The 21,918-nt window shown below is 57.8% G+C and carries 10 protein-coding genes; 6 read left to right on the top strand and 4 right to left on the bottom strand.

Annotated elements, in window-relative coordinates:
- Positions 1-244 precede the first annotated feature (244 nt).
- Entirely contained in the window at positions 245-2,971 is a 2,727-nt protein-coding gene (locus HZB60_09855; GenBank protein MBI5060067.1) for a T9SS type A sorting domain-containing protein, read from the top strand.
- 152 nt (positions 2,972-3,123) lie between these two features.
- Here the strand turns inward: HZB60_09855 and HZB60_09850 are convergent, their stop codons facing one another.
- Positions 3,124-3,714: a superoxide dismutase gene (locus tag HZB60_09850; GenBank protein ID MBI5060066.1), complete on the bottom strand. Its 591-nt coding sequence runs from the start codon at positions 3,712-3,714 to the stop codon at positions 3,124-3,126.
- Between the two features lie 1,011 nt (positions 3,715-4,725).
- On the opposite strand from HZB60_09850, the gene HZB60_09845 reads away from it, so the two are divergent.
- The 5 genes from HZB60_09845 to HZB60_09825 all read left to right on the top strand — a co-directional run bounded on the left by HZB60_09845 (position 4,726) and on the right by HZB60_09825 (position 11,262).
- Complete coding sequence (locus HZB60_09845) at positions 4,726-6,498, top strand: T9SS type A sorting domain-containing protein (GenBank protein ID MBI5060065.1); 1,773 nt, start codon at positions 4,726-4,728, stop codon at positions 6,496-6,498.
- Between the two features lie 290 nt (positions 6,499-6,788).
- On the top strand, positions 6,789-8,006 hold the full coding sequence (locus HZB60_09840) for a hypothetical protein (GenBank protein MBI5060064.1): 1,218 nt from the start codon (positions 6,789-6,791) through the stop codon (positions 8,004-8,006).
- Between the two features lie 11 nt (positions 8,007-8,017).
- Positions 8,018-9,928, top strand: a complete 1,911-nt coding sequence (locus HZB60_09835; GenBank protein MBI5060063.1) for a hypothetical protein — start codon at positions 8,018-8,020, stop codon at positions 9,926-9,928.
- An 88-nt stretch (positions 9,929-10,016) separates the two neighbouring features.
- A complete protein-coding gene (locus HZB60_09830; GenBank protein MBI5060062.1) occupies positions 10,017-10,688 on the top strand; it encodes a hypothetical protein in 672 nt (223 codons plus the stop codon).
- Between the two features lie 16 nt (positions 10,689-10,704).
- Positions 10,705-11,262, top strand: coding sequence for a TlpA family protein disulfide reductase (locus HZB60_09825; protein ID MBI5060061.1), 558 nt, complete (start codon positions 10,705-10,707; stop codon positions 11,260-11,262).
- 77 nt (positions 11,263-11,339) lie between these two features.
- Here HZB60_09825 and HZB60_09820 read toward each other — a convergent pair whose 3' ends face one another.
- The 3 genes from HZB60_09820 to HZB60_09810 all read right to left on the bottom strand — a co-directional run bounded on the left by HZB60_09820 (position 11,340) and on the right by HZB60_09810 (position 21,439).
- On the bottom strand, positions 11,340-16,256 hold the full coding sequence (locus tag HZB60_09820) for an immune inhibitor A (GenBank protein ID MBI5060060.1): 4,917 nt from the start codon (positions 16,254-16,256) through the stop codon (positions 11,340-11,342).
- A 291-nt stretch (positions 16,257-16,547) separates the two neighbouring features.
- The gene (locus tag HZB60_09815; GenBank protein MBI5060059.1) at positions 16,548-20,285 is read right to left on the bottom strand and encodes a hypothetical protein; all 3,738 of its coding nucleotides are present in this window, start codon (positions 20,283-20,285) and stop codon (positions 16,548-16,550) included.
- Between the two features lie 296 nt (positions 20,286-20,581).
- Positions 20,582-21,439, bottom strand: a complete 858-nt coding sequence (locus HZB60_09810) for an RNA polymerase sigma factor RpoD/SigA (GenBank protein ID MBI5060058.1) — start codon at positions 21,437-21,439, stop codon at positions 20,582-20,584.
- Positions 21,440-21,918: the final 479 nt, after the last annotated feature.

Raw genomic sequence — 21,918 nt, 5'->3', positions numbered from 1 at the left:
CGTGAGTACGTCCTGAACAACCGCCTGCCTGAACTCGGGACTAAAGACCCGCTTCGACCTCGACATCATGGACTCCTTCTGCTGCTCCCCCTCAATCTAACCATCTATAGCATCACTGTCCAGCCCACGGGGTGCACCTCACTACCTTCTGTTAGTCGGTGACGCACGACGGCCACGAGTAGTTGCGCTTTGTAGCCAGGATTATTGGGATCCGCGTACGGAAATTAATGAAAGTGATTATCCGGTGGCAAACGCATCCGCCGGAAATCTTGTTCCTGCATGGTATTTCCCACAATTTCTCGGCACAAGGTGGGGGTATGACGGATGGGACTGGGCATTGAATGATATCGGCTATACACAGAATATTCCTCAGTGCCTTGTGGGTCGAATTCCCGCAGAGACGGCTATGGAAATTTCTGCATACATACAAAAGGCTAGTCAATATTTGCTGACAAATCCCACCCTACCGTGGGTACACCAGATTCTTCGCGCCGGTGATGACGTTTATTTCGCATACAACGGGGTACCGGGTACGTGGACCAGGCGATGGCATCAACGATGGTCAAGACAATGCGATGCTTCGTGGGTCAACGACGATCTCTACACGTCAGACTACCAAGGTCCGGGGCAGGAAGATACACGATTTGATCTATTGGAATTGCGCTTCAATCAAGGACGAGGAATTATCACTTTTTATGGCCCGAGAGCTGCGGCGTGGCGGCTCGCAAATTGGTATGATGATTCAGAAGTCGCCGACTATGAGTTTACTAACTCAGGGATGTACCCTTTGATCATAGGCGCAAGTTGTGATCTTGGCGCATACGACGAATGGTGGTTTCCAAATGAAGCAGAGGGATGCACCGGCACTCCACATGAGTATGAGTGCATTATTGAACAGTTACTCTTTTTGCCAAACGGAGGATGTATTGCTGCATTAGCAGCAACCGGAGCAACAACATCCTCGGCTGACGGCAAATGGACCGAAATGGTTTTCAAGACCATTAGCCAGGAGAATACCCGGAATTTGGCCCGCATCGGTAAAAGGGCAACTGAACTAGCAACACCGTATTATCAGCCGACAGAAGGATGGACATATCCCCGCTTTCAACTATTGGGTGACCCCACCCTAGCTTTGCCGGCGCAAATTCAGGCAAGTGGTTCATGGACAGTTTCCAATTCACCTTACCGGATAACTTCCACATTATCGATCCCTCCGAACGGCAGCCTTACCATTGATCCCGGCGTGACGGTTATCTTCGCGCCCGGCGTTGGTTTGACGGTTTCAGCAGGTGCGAGTTTGATTGCGAATGGTACGGCGGCTCAGCCAATTCATCTTCAGGCGGTGGGTAGTGCAGTGAATCAGGCGTGGCGGGGGATTGAGGTGCAATCGGCGAATCCTGTTACCTCGCTTAGTCATTGCACGTTTGATAACGCGTCGGTGGGGGTGCGGACGGCGGCAGCATCGGTGGCAACGCTTGCGAGCTGCACGTTTACGAATTGCGGAATTGGGATTACTTCATTCCATGGAGCGGTGGTGACGGCTACAAATTCTGCTATCTCCACTTCGCGGTATTACGGCGCGGTGGCGGCGGCGCGGGGGATATTGAATATGAGCGGCGGGAGTATTACGAACAGCGCGCGGGTTGGGTTGTGGTCGGCGAGTATTGCGCGGACGGATTTGGATAATGTGACGCTGACGGGGAATGGGCCGCCGCTGATCAATAACCGCAACTTGAATCATGGCGGGCTGCGGAATACATACAGCAATCTGAAGCTGAATTGTGTGAATAGCTCGTCGAACAACGGGCCGGGGATTTCGGCGTGGGGCGGACAGACGGATATGGCGTGGCGGATCGCGGATAACGGGCGGAATCTCGTGCAGAACAATAACGGCTACAACGGTGGACGGACGCAGCTATATTTTTGTCAGACGATTGCCGATCTGTGCAACGGGCGGAACAAGATTGCGGCGACGACGGGGAATTTGATTGAAGATTGCTGGCCCTTAGCGCGGGAAGCGCAAGGTAATTATTGGGGCGAAGCGCCTAGTCCGGTCGGTCGAATTCCGGCTACGTACAGCTATAATCCGACCGATGCGAATTCGAGCGATGCGCGGTGCAACTTACTGAGTTTGGGAACATGCGAAGTATCGGACGCGGCTTACTATTTTGGGCAGGGTTGGAATCAGGAGAACGCGCTGCAATATACCGAAGCGATTGTCAGCTACAAGTATGTGATCGTAAACTATCCGACGAGCAAGGAAGCGTTGTGGAGTCCGGCGCGAATTGCCTTCTGCGAAGGGCAATTGAATAAGGATTGGGCGACGTTGCGCACGTACTTGCTGACTGTTGCGGATACGGCCTCGGAGGCGGATTTGAAATACTCGCTGCGCTCAGCAGCGGCATGGTGCTTGGTCGAATTGAATGACTTCACGGGAGCTTTCGCCGAATTTGCCACTCTGATGAATCAAGCTGCGACGCAGTATCAGTATCAGAAAGTGGCGTTGGATTCGTTGTTGACGGAATTAAAAACTGCACCATGGGATTCGATTGGGCTGTCACGACGGGATGGAAATAATACTTTGGATCAATTGCCGGAAGAGGCGCGCGCGGAAGTACAGGGCGATCACCAACTGTGGACGCTGTTTGCGATGGAGCAGATATTGAGCGGCCAAGGCTTTCGTGGCAGTGGCGAGCCACCGTTGCCGACGGAGTACCGGTTGTATCAGAACTATCCAAATCCGTTCAATCCGACGACGGAGATTCAATTTGATTTGCCGGAGAATGCGCGGGTGAAGCTACGGATTTACAATACGCTGGGGCAGTTGGTTGCGACGCTGCTCAACGGTCCACGAGAGGCGGGACAACACACCGTCACATGGGATGCGAGCGAAATGCCCTCCGGGCTTTACATCTATCGCCTGGAAGCCCGCAGCTTCGTCGATGCGAAGAAGATGATCTTGATTCGGTAGCGGCTCACGGCGCTGGCGTGGTGCGGCATCGTGGTCGCCGCCAGCCGCCACTGTGCTTACCCGAAGATAAGCGAATCATCAGTGAATCGCAATTCAAAAAGGGCAGCCATCGCCGGCTGCCCTTTGCAACTCCACTCACTACCCACCCCCTTCTACTTCCGCGCCTTCTCCCAGTTCGCGCCGATCACGTCCCAGTCGAGGTTCTTGAGGAACGTATCGATATAGCCGCCGCGATTGACGCCAAAGTCCATGAAGTAGGCGTGCTCATAAACATCCATCGCCAGAATCGGCCGCAGATTCCACGACAGGTAGCTGTTTTGCGCGTCGCCGGCCCAGTTCAGCAGCCGGCCCGCTTCGGGGAACCACACCGTCCACGCCCAACCGCGCGAGCAGATGCCGGTTGCTTTCAAGTCCTTCACGTAGCCATCCCAACCGCCGAAATCTTTTTCGATCTGCGCCTTCACGTCGCCCGCGGGCATCTGGCCGCCGCTTTTGAGATGCGCGAAATAAATTTCATGATTCTGCATGCCGCCGATGGCGAAGCTCAGATCGACTTTGAGCGCGCGCACGTCGCTGAAGATCTGATTGGCGGTCGAGAGATCGACGGTCTTGAGCTTCTCCATCACTTCATTGGACTTGTTGACATAGCCGTTGTAGAGCTTAAGATGCTCTTCGACGGCCTTTTTCGAAATGCCATCGAGGTTCAAAATATTCGGGCCGAAGTCTTTGGCGGTGAAAGCCATGGGATTGGTCTCCTGGGAGGTTGAATTATTGACAGTAGGCGAATTCGTCTGGCGGCGGAGTTCCGGCCGTCGTCGCGGAAGACGGCTCTCGACAGGGGTTATACGAGTGAGGGGGCCGGCGGTTTCAGGGCCATCGTCACGGTACTAATGCTAACCAATTCTGGGGACCCTCCGCAAGATAACGGGTCGGGTCTTTCGAAGCAAGGTGACCGGCGGGGCCGGTTCGGACGAATGAAGAGGCACCGCGCTGCTCTGACTCCTCGTTTTCTAAATTAGACAAACTTTGGCATATTCGCAATTGCCGCAATCAGAATAGCTTAATTCCACGCATCGAATCCGAGTTATCTGTACTAATCCTATCATGAGTGTCACAGCGACTTGACAACCCGTTTAAATATATTTATCATAAGTATGAGCTAATTGATGGCGCATTGGGGCGTCTCGGACGTCCAGCGAAACAAGGATGAACTGATCGTGCAATCGCATTTTCTTCATATCGGACGGTTCGTGGCCAGTACCCTTCTGCAGGGGGTGTTCATGGTGATGGTTTATTCACTCATGGGCCTGCTACGGATCCCGGGCTTCGCCAGGCGCGTGTCGTAGGCTCGAGAACAACACCCCACCTCCTCAAGGGGTTTACTTCGTCGGCTTCAGTGCCGCAGTCACCAGACTGCGGCACTTTTGTTTTCCGGATTCCGGTCTGGAGCTCAACGGCGCCCGCCCGGGCGTCGTCCCCCCCTCCTCGCGTCGATACCTGCTGACCCCTGTCATCCAACGGCTATGCCTCTCCTTCTCAGGTGTCGAAATCATGGCGAATACACCATAATAGGACAAAAGTTGTCATAATTAAATGAGTTAGAATAATTGGGTGATTTGGTTAGCAATCATGGTTTTCTCAGATAGAGAAAGGACATTTGTTGACATCGTCTCTTAATATCCTTACCATACTACTCACACTAAATCTGTCACTCAATCGACAATCGCATCGTTGCGTTCACAGAAGGAGACCCCATGAAGACGTTTGCCATGATTTTGACGGGACTGCTCACTTTGACGCTGGCTGTCTGGGCTGGCCACCGCCCGACCTCGACTCTTGATGACCCCATCGACAAAGCGGCGCTTGGCGATGCCAGCCGCAGTGCCTCGCTCTGCAACGCCCTCGTGTGTGTGCAAACTGACGGCGACGGCGATTTCAACATCGGTACGGCTGCCGGACAAAGCTTGCTGTATTTCTATCCGTCCGGCCCCGCCACGTCCGACATCCGCGTTTCGATCGACGGCCTTGTTTACAACATCGACGGTCAGCAGGGCAGTGCTTGTGACGGACAAGCGACGTATGTTACCGAAGTCGTCGATGTGAGCATCCACGACTATTTTGTGATCGGCGCGATCCAGGTTGAGGTTCGTCACACTCCGGTGCTATTCAGCGCAACCACGGGTGCGATTCTGACCCAGACCATCGTCACGAATCTTGACAACGTCTCACACAACATCGGTGTCCTGTACGAGTATGATACCACTGTTGACGGTGATGACGCCGCCGAATTGTATCTTGGCGCGACTCACCTGTTGGATGAGACTTGCTACACTGCCGCGTTCGCGGCGGACTACTGGGATGCCATTCCCACGTCGAACGCGATCGTCGGTCGCGGAACTTTTACTCGTTTTGGTGATCCCAATATCGTGACGCCGGATGCGCTCGCTTTCGGTCAGTGGGGTCCGTTCTGGGGAACCTGCTGGAACCGCGTGTGCACCAACACGCCCTACGGCGATTCCGCGGTGCTTTACCAGTGGAACGAAGTTCCGGTTGCTCCCGGTGCCGACCGCATGGTGGGGACCTATTACGGTGTGGGCGAAATTCTGACCTCGCCCGGCGACCTGCAGATCAGCGTCTCGGTTCCGCCGCTGCGCTGCGAGAATTACGCGATCACGCCCAATCCTGCCAATATCCTGATCAGCGTGGCGAACAACGGTGGCACGACCTGCAACGACGTGACCGTCGCGCTGAGCGATGGATCCGGCTCTGGTGGCACGGCCTCGGTGACTCCGGCCAGCCAGAGCGCGGGCACCATCACCCCGGGCAACAACTCGGCCGTCAACTTCAGCGCGGCACTGTCCTACAATACGTCCGGTGGCGACATTTGCTTCACGGTGACGGTCACGTCCCCGACCTGCCCGACCTATGTGTACGACTTCTGTCTGCACGTTCCGCCGTGCGATATCCTGAGTGTCGAAGTCAGCTCCTTCAGTGCAATCGCCGGCGATGCCAGTGTCACGTTGAATTGGGCGACGCAGTCGGAAACCGACAACGACCACTTTGAAGTCATGCGTGATGGCGCGCTGGCCGCTCGGATCAATGGCGCCGGTTCGTCAACGGTGCGGCATGACTATACCTGGACGGACCACGGTTTGCAGAATGGCACCCTCTATCACTATACCCTGGTATCTGTTGATTTCGCCGGGAACCGCCGTGACGAGGCGACGACGGATGCGATTCCGCGCTTCGCCGCGCCGACCGCGGGCGAGTTTGCCCTGCTTCAGAACTTCCCGAATCCGTTTAACCCGGAGACGAGCATCGCCTTTGACCTCGCGGAAGCGGGTCATGTTACGCTGAAGGTTTACGACGTGCTGGGCCACAACGTCGCCACGCTCATGAACGATGAGCTGGGCGCGGGGCGCCACATCGCCAACTTCAACGGCGCCAGCCTGCCCTCGGGAGTCTATCTGTACCGTCTCGAAGCGAACGGCTTCACCGCCAATCGCAAGATGGTCCTGATGAAGTAACATCGGCGACCGATCTCCGGGGAGTCTGACTCCCCGGATCATGAAGGCGGGGTTGCGCAAGCGGCCCCGCCTTCTATTTTGAGGCCGCCAGGAGCCTATTTTGAAACAGGATCGGAGTAACAACTTCAGCAAGGCAAGGTGGCTTTAGCCCCTTGCCAAGTAACGCAGACAACGGGCTGAAGCCCCGTTGCCCCCCTGCTGCTATTTTGGGATAGGTTCAAAAGCCTTGAAATCCCGCCTTTGATTGCTTATCTTGTTTGACCGCCTGTAACTTAACGCAAGATGTGACTATGAAACTGCTGATCGGATTTCTGCTACTGACTTTGACCCTCGTTGCTGCGGCCCGCGATCCACTGGATCAGGGCAGCGATACCTGCCCCGGGACCGTGATTGCCGCCCTGCCCTATTCCGACACGGGCACGACAGCTGGCCTGACGGACAATGCCGCCGGCGCCTGTTATAACGCCGGCGGACCGGACGCGATCTATACGCTGACCCCGACGAACGATGCCGCGGTGATCGTCTCGTTGTGCGGCAGCGGTTTTGATACCGGGCTGACGGTTCGCACGGGCGGATCCTGTCCGGGCACGACGGAGGTGGCCTGCAATGACGACAACGGGCCGTCCTGTACCGGCACCAGCAGTTCGCTGCAATTTACGGCCACGGCCGGCGTGACCTACTGGATCGTGGTGGATGGTTACGGCACGGCCAACGGCAATTACACGCTGAACCTGACGCTCCCGGCGTCGGTCAACGATTGTCCGGGGCAAATCATTGCGGCGCTCCCGTTCACCGATGCGGGCAATACATGCAACGACGCGAACGACTTCTCCAATTGCGTCGGGGCGACGTCCGCGGATACCGTCTATACCTACACGGCCACGCTGACCACGAGTATCCGCGTCTCGCTCTGCGGTTCGGCATACGACACCGGGCTACAGGTCAAAACGGGCGGCAGTTGTCCCGGCACCACACAGATTGCCTGCAACGACGATAACGGTCCTGCTTGCGGCGGAGTCGCGAGTTCGATCGACTTCACAGCCACCGCCGGTGAGACCTATTTTTTCATTGTTCACGGGTACGCCACCGGCTGCGGTGATTACGTCATCGACGTATCCTTGCCGCCCCTGCTCGGGCGCTGTTGTTACTTCGGCGGTTCGAGCTGTTCGGACGGACTCACCGAAGCCGAGTGCACGTCGCTTTATGGCGGCGAATTCACGCCGCTCGAAACCTGCGCGAGTCCCTGCCCCTGCCGGCCCTGCTCCTTGCTGACGATCCAGGCCGGCGTGGGACCGCAAGTGACGTTGCACTGGTTCGCGCCTTCCAACGGCTACGACCGCATCTACAGCACGACCATCGCGAACAACGACGGCAACCCCGATGGCGGCCTCGATCTCCAATGGAGCTTGCGTGATCAGCAGGTATCCTCGCCGGGCGCGCATAGTTGGATCGAACCGGATTACACCGAGCGCTATCGCAACTACGTAGTCGTCCATTACTGTCCGTAATCAAACTCACTGTGTCTAAGACTGCGGCGAGACCAACCCACGGCAAACCGAATCCCCGTTCCCGCGACGAGCGCGCCGGCGCACCGCTGCCCAACGGTTCACATCTAATCCTCGCCTTGCGCGTCGGCGGCGCGCTGTTGGTGGCGGCGATGATTGCCGCCTATCTGTGGCCGCAATCGCGCATGTGGGGCGTGCACGCGCTGAACTACATCCCGCTCGCGTTTGGCATCCCGCTGGTGCTGGTCGCGAGCTTCCTGCTCTCGCCGTGGTCTGCCGCGCCGCTGCGGAAACTCCACGCGTGGTCTGCCCGCGTCCCGCGCCTTCCGGCCCTGCTCTTCGCCGGCGGCGCTTTTGCGCTCTTCTATTTTCGCGCGGTCCCCGCGCCGCTGCTCGGTGACGGCCAACTCTGGTTGAACGAATTGGCAACCATCGCGCGCTATCAGGAGCAGCACGATACGGACCGCAAGTTTCCCGAAAATATGGAGCGCAATCTGCGCAAGGAGCCGCTCGAGATCCTGCTGCACGACGCGGTCTTTCAGTGGGTTCGCCCCTCCTATCCGCAAACCGAGTCCGGACCTTACCCCAAGAACGCGTTCGACGCGTTACAGCGTCAATCGCGCGAAGAGAATAAGCGCAAGGACGCCGCGCAGCAGACCTATCGCCTGCTCTCCGCGCTGGCCGGTGCGCTTGTCGTATTGCTTACGATCCTTTTTGTGCGCCGCGCACTCGCGCCACCGGGCCGCGCTCTGTTCTATTGGATCGTGTTCGGCAGTTCGGCGATGCTGCTCTACTTCGGCTACGTCGAGAACTACGCGTGGGCTTCGCTGGCCCTCGTCGCCTGCCTGTTCGCGGGCATTGTCGAATTGGGCGCGGGCCAGCGTTTCCCGTGGCGGACCTGGCTCTGCTTCGCGCTGGCGGTGGGCTTTCACTACTCCATGCTGGTCCTGTTTCCGGCGGTGCTGTTGGCCACATTGCTTGCACTTCGCCGGGCGACCCAACCCCGTCCTGTGCGCAAACTCTTCGCGACCACCGGCGTACTGCTCGCACTCGCGGGACTCGCGGCTTATGTCTATGTGCAAGGCTGGAACGGCTGGTTCACGATTTTGCCCCTGACGGCGGCGCGGAGTTCCGACGGCTACGCGCTGCTCACGCTCAATCATGCCGTTGATCTGCTGAACTTGCTGGCGCTGCTGGGGCTGCCTGCGCTGCTGCTCTTCGCCGTTCGACGCGGTTTAGCGAGCGACGGCGTCAGCGCCTTCTTGTTGTTGGCCGCTTGCTCCGGACTGGTGTATGTCGCCACGTTCAATCCGAATCTCGGCATGGCGGTCGATTGGGATTTGCTCGCGGTGGGACTGCTGCCCCTGATCATCGGCGGAGCCTGGCTCGCGGCATCCTCGACACCGCCCGAGCAGTGCGCGGAAGTCAACGCGGCGATCGTCGCCTGCGTGCTGCTCGTCGGCCTGCCTTACCTTTATCTGAACACGAATGAGCCACGGCTGATTCATCGCTACGAGAACTTGTTACGGCTCGATCGCGGCCGCAGCGCATACGGGTGGGAGAAGTTGGGCACACATTTCGAGCGGCGGGGTGATGCGAATCAAATGCATCGCGCCTATCTCGAAGCGCTGCAAGTCGAGCCGAACCCGCGTTACCATTACAAGGTCGCCGATGCGCTCTTACGGCGGGGAAGTTACGAACCCGCGGCGAAATACGCCGAGGCCGCCGCTCGCCGGGCTCCGCAGTATGCCGGGCTGGTCGCCTATATTGGCGTGGAGGTCGGCAAGCGCGGGAACGGGCGGCTCGGGCGACAACTGTTACAAATTGCCAGCGAGTGCAATCCCGCTGATACACTCTGGGCGAGTCTGGTGAAAAACATGGATGCCGCGTTAGCCGATACGTCCGTTAAACCTCCGGCCCGTTGAACGGTCAAACGATCAGAACGGGGGAATGACGCCGGCGGGCCGAAGGAGTCCCGTCCGTGAGCATTCACGAACACGAAGGAGTTAACTTATGCAACGCCATCCGCACCTCTCTCTGATTGCCATGCTCCTGCTCGGACTCGGCACGCAACTGTGGGCCGCCCCGCGCTATGTCGAGCGCTATTCGACGGACACCGGCCGGGATCTCGACCGGGTGAGTGTCAGTGGTACAATCACCTCCATTGATGGTCAACGCGCCACGTTGCGTACGGAACGCGGGGCGCAGGTGACCGTGAATCTGGGTCCGCGTCGTTATTGGGATCAGCGCGGCTACTCGCTCCGCAGCGGCGTGGACGTGACCGTCAGCGGTTGGGGCGAACTCTACGATGATGACGGCGGATTCTTGTTCGCGGGATCGATCGACGGGCCGGGTTTCTATTTCGAGCTGTGGGACAGCGACGGTTATCCGCGCTGGGCCGATCGCGGTGATTACGGCTACGGCTGGCATCCGAGCTTTGAGTGGGCGGACCGCCACTATTGCGGCGATGGCCCGCGCTGGTCTGAACGCGGCTACTATTATGTTCCGCCGCCGCCGCGCCTTCACGTCGGCTGGTATTGGGGTGGGCCGCCGCGCCATCCGCATCATCGCTGCGACAACCACTGCCGCCACGATCATCGCGGACCGGGCTGGGATCATCGCGGTGGACGCGGTTGGGATGATGATGATCGCGGACATGACCGTAATCGCCGGGGACGCCGCTAAACCGTGAAGCGCACCCATGAACAATCGTTTCCGCCGAGCAGGGACTGCGTCCTTGCCGGAATCCCCGCGGACATATCTCTGGCTGCTCGGGCTTACGCTGGCCGGGTTGTTCATTGGCGGCTGTGAACTTGAAAGCGAGATCTACTGCCCGGTGGATGATCGCACCGCGCTCGACTTCGATCTCTACACCGTGGACGGCTGTGTCTGCGACATGTCGCAGCATCTCGGCAAGGTCGTGCTGATCAACTTCTGGGATACCTGGTGCGGTCCGTGCCGCTCCGAGATTGGCGATTTCAACGAACTCTATCTCGATTACCGGCACGCCGGTTTCGAGGTCATCGGCATAGCGTTGGCACGCGACGGGTTCTACGACGTGCGGGATTTCGCCGATGACTACGACATTGCTTACACCTGCGGCATCTTCAACTCGGACGTGGCCGAGCTTTACCACCGGCCGGCGGCCATTCCCACCACCCTCGTGGTGGATCGTTACGGTGACGTCGTGAACACCATCGTCGGCACTCACTCTTACGACTATTGGTGCGGCGTCGTCAACGCCTATCTCGATGAATAGCGGGCTCCGGTATCATCTCAACAAAGCGGGCGAACCATCATGGTTCGCCCGCCTGTTGTTAGGAGATCTGTGCGGTGCTACGGCAGCGTCAGTTCCCTCATCTTCATCCAGCCGATCTGACCGCGCAGGAAGTACTGATGATTCCCGCTGGGCAATGCAGAGGCGCCGATGGTCAGGGGCATTTCGTTGTTCGCCGAGTTCAGCAGGAGTCGACCCGCCGCCACCACGGTCCCGTTCACGAGCATCATCGACTCATCGCCGTTCATGATCAGCGTGGCCGTGAACCACTCGTTGAGCATCACCGGCACCACAGAATGCAGTTCGTTCCAGCCGTTCCCGTTCCACGCCAGCGCGGTCAACAGGCCGCTGGGTTCGATTCTCCACGCGAAGCCGCCGTTGAGCGGAGCATAGCGCGTGTTGCCGAGGATGTAGGAGGGCGAACCGGCGGGGAGTTGATCGACCTTCAGGTGAGCGTCGATCTGCAACGGCGCCATATAGAACATGTTGTCGTTGGCAACGTCGGCCCACTCATTATTCGCGAAGCCGAGGCCCCAGCACATCTGGCTGTCCACGCCGTACTCATACCAGTCGGCATTGTGCAGGGTCGCGTCGTGACCATGACCGGTTTCATCCACGCTAACCTCGCCCGCACCCTCCTCGAACAACCATGAGGCCAGCAGCTCTTCGTCGTTGTTGTTGACCTGGAACGACTCCGTGCGCTGTGCGACGATCTGATAGAACGCCTTGCGCGACGCATCGGCCGCCGCGATCGTCGTGTCCGTCCACGTCGTGTCATACGTCATGGCGATCGGGCTCAGACTGTCAAACTGATCGCCACGATAGATCTGGTAGTACGAAGCCGCTGGGATCGCATTCCAGAACAGCCGCAACTGACCACCGTGCACTTTCGCGACCAACTGCGGTTGCAGCAGCGCGGAGGCGGTGTAGCTGACTTCGGGATCTTCGTTGCAGATATCGCGTCCCAACTCATTGCGCACGTACATCGTGTCGTCGATGATGCCGTCGTTGCCAAGGTCAATGAGGATGGGCATTGGCGTAGCCAGCGAATCCCAGTTGGGTAACATCCGCACACGTGTGGTGGGCGGAAGGTTCATTCCCGTCAGAGCAAACTTGCCCATAGAAATCGAATCCCTAATAGTGAGGATTTCGGCGTCTGTGGACAGTGAGCCATCTTCAGCAACCACATCAGCACCGTCGCCAATGAGTGCCAGTCTGACGACAGAATTGGGATCAAGCCGGAGGTTTCTGAGCTGGATCAGGAATTCCCTGGTTTCATCTGGCGTTCCTACAAGGTCGGCAGAGACGATTTTCGTGGACGGTTGTTCGTTGAGCAAGTCCATCGTTCGCTCCGCCGGATCAATTAGAAGATCTTCTGATTCACCAGGCACGTAGTCCGAACGGAGGTACCGGATGAACTCGTTGGAATTCAACCACATATTGACCGCCCCCATGGATCCGGCTTGAGGCGAGTACTCAATCCGGTGCGACATCAGCATAACCGTGAAGCCAATCGGTTTGGAAGGCATGCCCGTGATTGGCAGAAACGGCACGGCAGCATCGAGATCACCGTACACACGTTCCCCATTGAATCCGAATACATTGTTGTTCTCGTCCTCGAACTCAATTTGCGCCGGCTGAGAATAGAACACATCCGCTGTTATTTCATCCTCGATTGGCTGGACGCCTCTGAGTGGGCGTACGAGATCCGGATGACCGGAATACTCAGAGACACCGTCTGTCACGATAATGCTGCCGTTTTGCGTGCCGCTGGGTGGCTGTACATTGGTATCGCTGTACGTCCACGAGCCGATTCCATTGGTTGAGAACGTAAAATAGGGTTCATCGTCCGGATTCCAGTTGTTGTAGACATATACGCGGTACTCACTATCACTCACTTTGTGGAGTCGCAGCGGGACCACGGCATGCGCTAGGTCGTCTCTGTCGGTGTCCGCGTCATTACCGTCTGGCAGAGTCCCCCAGAATACTATGAAGCCTTCGTCCTGCGTATCGCTCGCGAGCTGCCGCTTAAGTTTCGCAAGGGTCTCATTCGGCGAGTCTCTAAACCACCCACTATGTGGATCCTGACAATCGGATTGGAGAGGGTCACCATACTGGTACAATTGGTAGACGTGATTCAGGTTTACCGCAGCATCGAAGTCATCGTCCGAGAATCCAATAGATCGAACGGTCTGATTATCACCGAATCGGGAAGGCACAGACTCATACCCACCGAAGAACAGCATAGAGGAGAGCGAGAAGCCGAGACATGAGCCCCCCCAGCAACCCTTCATGTCGTTCCACCTACGGATTGCTCGTTCGCGGCGGAGCCATTGGCCTGAACGTCGGTCCTGGTACAAGACTTCGTCACGCGTGAATGCCTCTTCAAACATGGCCCAACTTGGAAATGCAAGGCGGAAGTTGGGGGTACATGCTGTGCCTCCTTCACAGCAGGCTTGTTCGTCAACAGGGTCGCCGTTTTGCCACATATTACGTGGCCACACTGCCCAACCACAATTGCAGAAACTCCAGGCGTCGAGCCCGCGGTCAAACAACCGCACTGAGTTTTCCAGCTTCCAAACAGGCCGTGGTCTGATAGGATCCGATTCGCTTCCGATACTGTGTACGGCATCGCATTGATCCGTTACCTCGAAGTAGTATCGCAGTTCTTCAGTATCCGTGTGATTGCCGGGGATTGTGCCGACGAATTCGGATCCCTGAAGGGACAACTCGACCTCATCCCAAATCCAAAGGAACCTGAAGTATTTCACCGTCGCTTCTTGAATGGTGGCAGGTTCAGGGGTCGTGATTCTAACCTCGAAATCGTGTCCATACCAGTATTCATCCTCTGTCGCGTTTGAGAAGGCCGGGGCCGAAGCGTTCATCTGATATGGAACACTCTGGGTACCCCTTGTCGTGGAGACACCGAAGTTATCTGTGGCCACCAGATAGTACTGGATGCCTTGGCCTGATGCGTAGCTCGCCGGAATGGTGAGTGTTCGTTGACCATTGACATTGGAATTGTCGATGGTGCTCTGATAGATCAGTTCCCCGACTCTCCGATAGCGAAGAGCCACCGATTGCAAGTTGTTGGTCACGTCCGAGGCGAAGCATGTCACCTGAATAACCTGACCGCACACGAACTCGCTGATCGGAACATGCGTCAGTATCGGTGCTGCGTTGGGTAGGATGCCTATTGTATAGGGAAACAGGGCAGGGTCAACGGAGGGATCCGAAGCTGTTTGCTGACCATCCGTCGCGGTGATGTAGTAGCTCAGGCCAGGTGTATGCACCGCGCTCGCGGGAACGACTCCGCGCCAAATATTGCCTCCGATGCTACTCATCACGACCGAGCTGTAGGTCGCTCCGCCCGTCGTCCGATAGTAGACTCGCGCGCTCGTGACAAACGGAGCGGAGGCGTCGGTGATATTGGCCTCGATGTTGAACGTGGTGCCTTCCGCCCAAGCCTGATCATGGAGCGCGACAGTCTCCGCAGTCCGCTGAATCTGCGGCGCAGAACCGGGCATGTAATAAGCGTCATCGCTGCCGGAACCTTCCGCATCGGTCACTTGCGTCACGACGTGGCGCTCGACTCCGTCCGGATTGGGCTGGCTCGAACGATAGCTGACCACATAAGTCGCGGTCACCGCGTTCCCAATGTAATCCAGAATCGGCCCGAACGGATCGGTCACGTTCAGACACGCGCCGTTCGTCGCGCTGCTGACCGGGCAATAATCGTTATGTGCGTTGCCAAAGGCGTGATCGATCAAGCAGAAGGCCGTCGTTGTGGTCGCTTGGAATTGACTGATGACTTGCGCCTGATTATGGTTACTCGGATCATTGTCCTCGTCCGTGATCAGGATCACGATCCGTTGCGCTCCGGGACGATAGCTGAACGCTGTCGATGCCGCCCACATCGCGTCCAACCCTGGCTCCGTTCCCCCGCTCGCTACGTTGCGGGACCATACGACATCACGGAAGTATGTGGCATCCTCCGTGAGGATGCCCCCCTCCTCGACAATCGGCTGCCCGCTCCCCGCGGTTTGGCCGAAGCGAACCAGCCCAAAGGCCGCGGCAGCCCCCTGCGCGGTGAGCGCATTCACAAAGTTGATTACGTTATTCCGAACCGCATTCTGCTCCCCGGCGAGACTACCGCTATTGTCCATGCAGAATACGATGTCCACTAATCGCACTTGACCACCTTCGGACGGAGGCGTCACGTTGAAATTATCCGTCTGCTGCGTTCCGTTTTCGGTCACGAAGAAATTGTCGGCGATCAGACCCAGCACTGGCTGCCCGTCGCGGCTGACATTGACATTCAAATACACAAACGGGAAGTTCTGCGAACTCAGACTGACGATGTTCACGTCCAGCGCCGTCCGCGAGGCCGTCGCCAGTCCAATGTCATCCAGCTGCCAACCGGTGAACGTGATACTCGAATCCGTGACCAGGTCAAACGCGACCAGGATGCTCTGCCCCGCGAAGCGCGTCAGATCGATCGTGTTCTCCCGCCAGTCTGACTGCCCGCTACGGCGATCCAGCTCAATCCAACTTGCGCCGTCATCCGCGGACACGGACACCGCACCGTAGTCGTACTCGCTCTCTAACTCAAACCACTCCTGAAACGTCAGCCGAATCCCGCTGATCTCCGGCCCCAGTGCCGGAATCGAGAGCAACGGCAGCACAAGCCGTTCGAAGGAGTCGTTCGCGTATCCGACGTCCGTGCCGGCGAAGGCGAAGTGCCCTCCCCCTTCGCGAGCCGCGTTCACCTGCCAGCCCGCCGTGATCTGCAGGCCGGGAATCTCGGCTTCGAAATCGTACTGCAGCAGCGTCGTCCGTGCATTATCAAGCAGGGCTACGCACCCGGGCGCCGGAGCTAAGGTTCCCTTGGGCAATTGCGGTTCGTCGGTCTGGGCAAAGACCCCGCCGCTGGCCAAAGCCGTCACAATAATCAGAGCGCTCAGCAATCGCTTCATCACAACCTCCTCTTATGACATCTGCTGTGGAAAGTGCCTTTCTTTACAAGTTAGGGTCGTCGATGCGCAATGTCAAGGTTCGTTGGAGATGAGATTATTTCGCATGCGGAGCGGCGGAATCGCCGATATGAAGTGAAATCAAGATTCCGTCCTGATAAAGTCCGATTATGTGCGACCAAAATGTCACAATGAAAGAAGGCGCGATGCCTCGCGCCTTCCTAAAGCGGATGTTATACGTCTGATTTGGCCGGGATGCGTCCGCGTAGCCTCTGTTTCTCGTCGCCTGCGGCACTACGGCAGCGTCAGTTCCCTTAGCTTCATCCAGCCGATCTGCCCGCGCAGGAAGTACTGATGCGCGCCGCTGGGCAGCGCCGACGCGCCGATCGTCAGGGGCATTTCGTTGTTCGCCGAGTTCAGCAGGAGCCGCCCCGCCGCCACCACGGTCCCGTTCACGAGCATCATCGACTCGTCGCCGTTGATGATCAGCGTGGCCGTGAACCACTCGTTGAGCATCACCGGCACCACAGAATGCAGTTCGTTCCAGCCGTTCCCGTTCCACGCCAGCGCGGTCAACAGGCCGCTGGGTTCGATTCTCCACGCGAATCCGCCGTTGAGCGGAGCGTAACGCACGTTGCCGAGGATGTACGACGGCGAAGCCGCCGGGAGTTGATCGATCTTCAGGTGCGCGTCGATCTGCAACGGCGCCATGTAGAACATGTTGTCGTTGACCACATCCGCCCACTTGCTATTCGCGAAGCCGAGGCCCCAGCACATCTGGCTGTCCACACCATACTCATACCAGTCAGCGTTGTGCAGCGTCGCGTCGTGACCATGACCGGATTCGTCGGCGCTGGTGTTGCCGGAGCCTTCTTCGAACCTCCAGTAGGCGAGTGCATCGTCCTGCGAAAATACGATGGGCTGGGTGCGGAGGGCCGAGACCTGGTAGAAACCGATCCGTGCGCCCGCCGGTACCATGGCAGCCGTGTCAACCCATGCAGGCTCGAAGGAAATCGAGACCGGCTCCATCGCATCAGGACTCGTGCCGTAGTATATCTGATAGAAATCCACTCCCGGAACCGTCATCCAGTGCAAACTCAGCACCCCGTTCCGGGTGTGAGTCACAATCGTCGGCGGCATGATGGATCTTGCCTGATAGGTCACCAACGGCTCATCGTTACAGAAGTCCAGCGCATCAGGAGTCGCGATCCTTACGGGAACATGCAGTGGCCCCTGGCTGGGATCATTATGCGCAACGGTGATGCTCCCCGTGTAAATGCCGGTCGGCAGTCCGTCTAAGTCAACGTGCAACTGCAGAACCTCGCAATTCCCGCGTTTCAACAGTCCCGCTGTGCCTGGCATGATGGTCAACCACGGCACCGCCGGCGGACTGCTGGGGTTCACCTGTTCGAATGTCGCGTTCCACTCCAGCGGACAGTGTCCCACATTACAGATTTCGATTGGAATATCACGCGACTCTCCTGCATCGACAATCGCGGCGACGGACGAGCGGCTCAGCGAAACGCCCGACACGCCATCGCATACTCGCTGCGTGAGACTGTTCGGGCCGTACTCAATCTCCACGTAGTGGCCGTCGCCGAGCGCGGTGCCGCGGACGTCGGCGAACTCACCGGTCATACCTCCGTAATGCATGCAATCGAACACATCACCGACGACAGGCAGGAATCCGTTCAATCTCGACAGTTCCAGTGTACCACCGAACTGCAGCGCTCCCGTGATGACCAGTAGATCGAATTCGGTTCCTGAATTCGTTTCGGCAAGTTCTATGACAATCGTTCCGTTCGTCGTGAGATCTCCATTGATAACCAGGGTTCCCGGCGACGATCCGGGATTGATGGTTCCGTTGTTGACGAAGACGGCCTCGCTCACATCCAGCACTCCCTGCCCGTGGATGAGTCCCTCGCTGGCGTTTTCGAATTCGCCGAGTATTTTGAGCACGGTCCCGGCATGAATTTCGATGTCGCCGTGATTCTCGCCGCCGCCGAACAGCGTCAGCGTATCTGAGAAGCTGTCCACGAATCCGGCCGCAAGATTAACCAGACGGGGCGTGACCGCGCGATTCGTGAGGTTGCTGAACACACCGCCAAACGAGTTGATCTGTCCGTCGTTCTGCAATGCGCCGCCACCGCCGATTTCCGTATCGCCGGACATGTTCAAGGTCCCGGATGGCGAATTGGACAGGGTTCCGGTGACGGTCAGCTCGCCGCCGGATACCAGATTCACACTGCCGCCGTTGTTCAGCGCGCCCCCGATGATGAGTTCCGCACCGCTTCCGACATTGATAGTTCCACGGCTTTCGACACCACTGCCGAACACCACTCGTCCCGAGAGAACGTCGATGGTGCCCGGCGTCCGGGTGGCGACGGGATCATTGAAGATGAAGATGTCGAACCGACTAGTATCGAGTGGCGAGCTGATCGTCATCTGCCCGTGATTGATCAGACTGTCCGCCGGACTCGTGATCGTGACCGAATCTCCGATCGCGACTAAGCCCTCAGTGGCGACGATGATGTTTGCGCCGTTGGTAGCGGTAAGCTCGCCGGACCCGCTGACATGGGCAGTTCCTTCGATCGTGAGCGTGCTGCCGTCAAGTTGTTTCTGATCAGGACCCGAGATAACCAGCGTGGCGCCCGGCTCAATCGTGACGCTGTCGCCGGTCCCATCGCCCAGACCGCCCGCGGTCCACGTCTGCTCTTCGATCACAATGACATCCGTGTTGATTGTCCCGCCGTTCAGCTCGAAGTCGCGCGTGTAGATGGGCTGATTGGCTTCGCAGACCACCCCGGAGTCTGCGCGCAGAACCTGCAAGGTGTCCAGGGTGTTCGTGGGAAACACTTGTACCAGGCCTGGACCATGGAGCTGCAGGATCCCGGAGAACGTGAAGGTGCAGAACCAGACCTGATGCACGAAAGCGTTACGAAACGTCAACGTCCCGGAATCGGGAACCGTGGACGCCACTTCCGCGGGTGCGCTGAATTCCGCGTTGTTGTCAAAGATGAGCTCCGCCTCCGGACCGATCTCGACGCGATCAAAGAATGAGAAATTATGCGGTCCGCGAAAATGCAGAGTTCCTTCTTCCACGATCACTTGCCCCGGAAAAGTCAGACCATAGACTTCGTGCTCGTGCTCGCAGTCGATGATCCCCGTACCTGGACCCGTGTGGCGAACGACACCATTGTTATGAATGTTGGACAGGACCTGATCGGTGGAGAGAATCTCGGCGGTCCCTTGCAACTCAACCACGACTGAAGAGTCAATCCATAGCACACTGTTGGTATCCTGCACGCTCACGGTATACACGGTTCCCGATTGCAGAAGGAGTTGGCCGCCCGAGAAGAAATAGCACGCCTGCATGGAGCCTTCCGCCAATGTGAACTGCGCGAGCCAGTGATGATGGCACCAGGTCTGAATATCCAGCAAACCCGAACCCGACTTGACGATCACACCGTTGTTGATCAGATCGCTGTTCGTGGCCGGGAATAGCCCGGACTCGACGAGCACGTCGCCGTTGAAGAAGATGGTTCCGTCCGCGGCGTTGTCGAGCGAGCAGAGCGGGCCGAGGTGCAGCGTCGTGGAGGAATCGAACGTGATAACGCCGTGGTTTACGAAGGGTCCGCCTGCGGCTACCACGCGGAACTGGTTTCCTGCAAACACGCGCATTCGGCCATTCGTCCTGATTTCACCGGGGGCATCCACTTCCAGGGTAACCGGCTGTCCAACGCCATCGAACAGTTCGAGCGTCTGCCCGCCGCTGACGGCGCCGAGGATCAACTGTTGGATGGCCGCACTGGAGTCGACTGTCACCGAATAGGTTCCAGCCAATACGATTTCGGCGTCGTCCGTCACGGTCGGCACTCCGGCGGGGGTCCAATTCAGAGCATTGTGCCATGACCCTCCGCTTGGATTGTTCCACGATTTCAGCTCAGCTTGCGCATTCGGCGTCAGCCCGTTCAGCAGGCAAATTGCGGTCGCCAAGACCAATCTGCGGACGTCCATTCGGCTCGGTGTCATCGTCATCTCCCTTCATTTTTCAGCTCCCGGCGCGGGGTACCAGCCTGAGGGGCCAACTCACATTCAGTCTCCGACGGTACCGGAGAACAGAACATATCGATCTGTGTCACGCTCGACAATATAGGACAATTATGGTCAACTTCAAGACTGTTCTGTCTCTTTCTCAAAGAATGTCACGGGTTCAAATGCCAGAGTCACTCGGCGTCCAGAGGGTCAGCAGTGCGGGTCAAGGGAAACGCGGGTAAGAAAAAAGCGCGAGCAATCGCGCTTTTTTCTTGACCCGAATCTCATGGTGTTTAGCCGAGATAGGTGCGCAGGGCTTTGCTGCGCGATGCGTGACGCAGGCGACGCAACGCTTTCTCTTTGATCTGGCGGACGCGTTCGCGAGTGAGTTTGAACAGTTCGCCGATCTCCTCGAGGGTGAGCGGATGTTCGCGGCCCAGACCGAAATACAGCCGCACGACTTCGGCTTCGCGTTCGCTCAGCGTGGAGAGCGCGCGCTCGATCTCCTGCCGCAGTGATTCCTGCATGAGTTTGGAATCCGGCGGCGGCTGATTGTCGTTGTGCACGATGTCCAGCAGGCGGTTGTCTTCGCCCTGGGAGAACGGCGCGTCCATGGACAGATGCCGGCCCGACATGCGCAGCGTATCCGTGACTTCGACGGGCGAAATCTCGAGCTGTTCGGCGATCTCTTCGGGCGTGGGTTCGCGTTCGAATTCCTGTTCGAGCGCGGAGTACATCTTGCCGATCTTGTTGAGCGCGCCGACGCGGTTGAGCGGCAGCCGCACGACGCGTGACTGTTCAGCGAGGGCCTGCAGGATGCTCTGGCGGATCCACCAGACCGCATAGGAAATAAATTTGAAGCCGCGGGCTTCGTCGAAACGTTTCGCGGCTTTGATCAGGCCGAGATTGCCTTCGTTGATCAGGTCGCCGAGCGACAGCCCCTGATTCTGGTATTGCTTGGCGACGCTGACGACGAAGCGCAGATTGGCCTTGGTCAGCTGTTCGAGCGCGAGCTGATCATTGCGGCGGATGCGGCGGGCGAGCTTGATCTCTTCGTCCGGCGTCAGCAGCGGGACTTCGCCGATCTCCTGCAGGTACTTTTCGAGACTCTGGTTGGCCCGGATGTTGGCCTTTTTGGTAATTTTGGTCAAGGGCGGGAATCGTGCGGTAGCGTGGAAGGGACATAATAACCCATTACTCAGTAGTACGCGGCTGTCAATTGGCGGTTCCCGGTCGCCGAAAACCTAAAATTTGAAACTTGAAGCCTGAGCGGGCCAGCTTGGCGGCACTTGTCTTCAAGTGCCCCTTCGGAAAAGAGCCTGTTCGATCACTCAGCTTGGGGCGCAGTAATGGTCTATCCGATGGGGCACATGGAGACATGTGCCACCAAGAAAAGAAGAAGAGCAGGATCAAAAACAATTTTTGACCAAACGAACTCGTGTTATCGCAGTCTGGGCATGGGATTAGGGGCGTATTTGCCCTGTTGTGGGTTGGCAGAAACGGGGGCGGATCGGGTTCTGGTGACGCTGCACGGGCGAGCGCTTTGAAAGCGTGAAGGAAGCGAGGTGTTGTGAGGGGACAGGCTGGTCTGGACACAATATACGAAATACAGATCAAAAAGTCAAGTACA

Source organism: candidate division KSB1 bacterium (assembly GCA_016214895.1).
Taxonomy (GTDB): Bacteria; Electryoneota; RPQS01; order RPQS01; family RPQS01; genus JACRMR01.
This window is presented reverse-complemented; position numbering and strand designations above follow the sequence as displayed.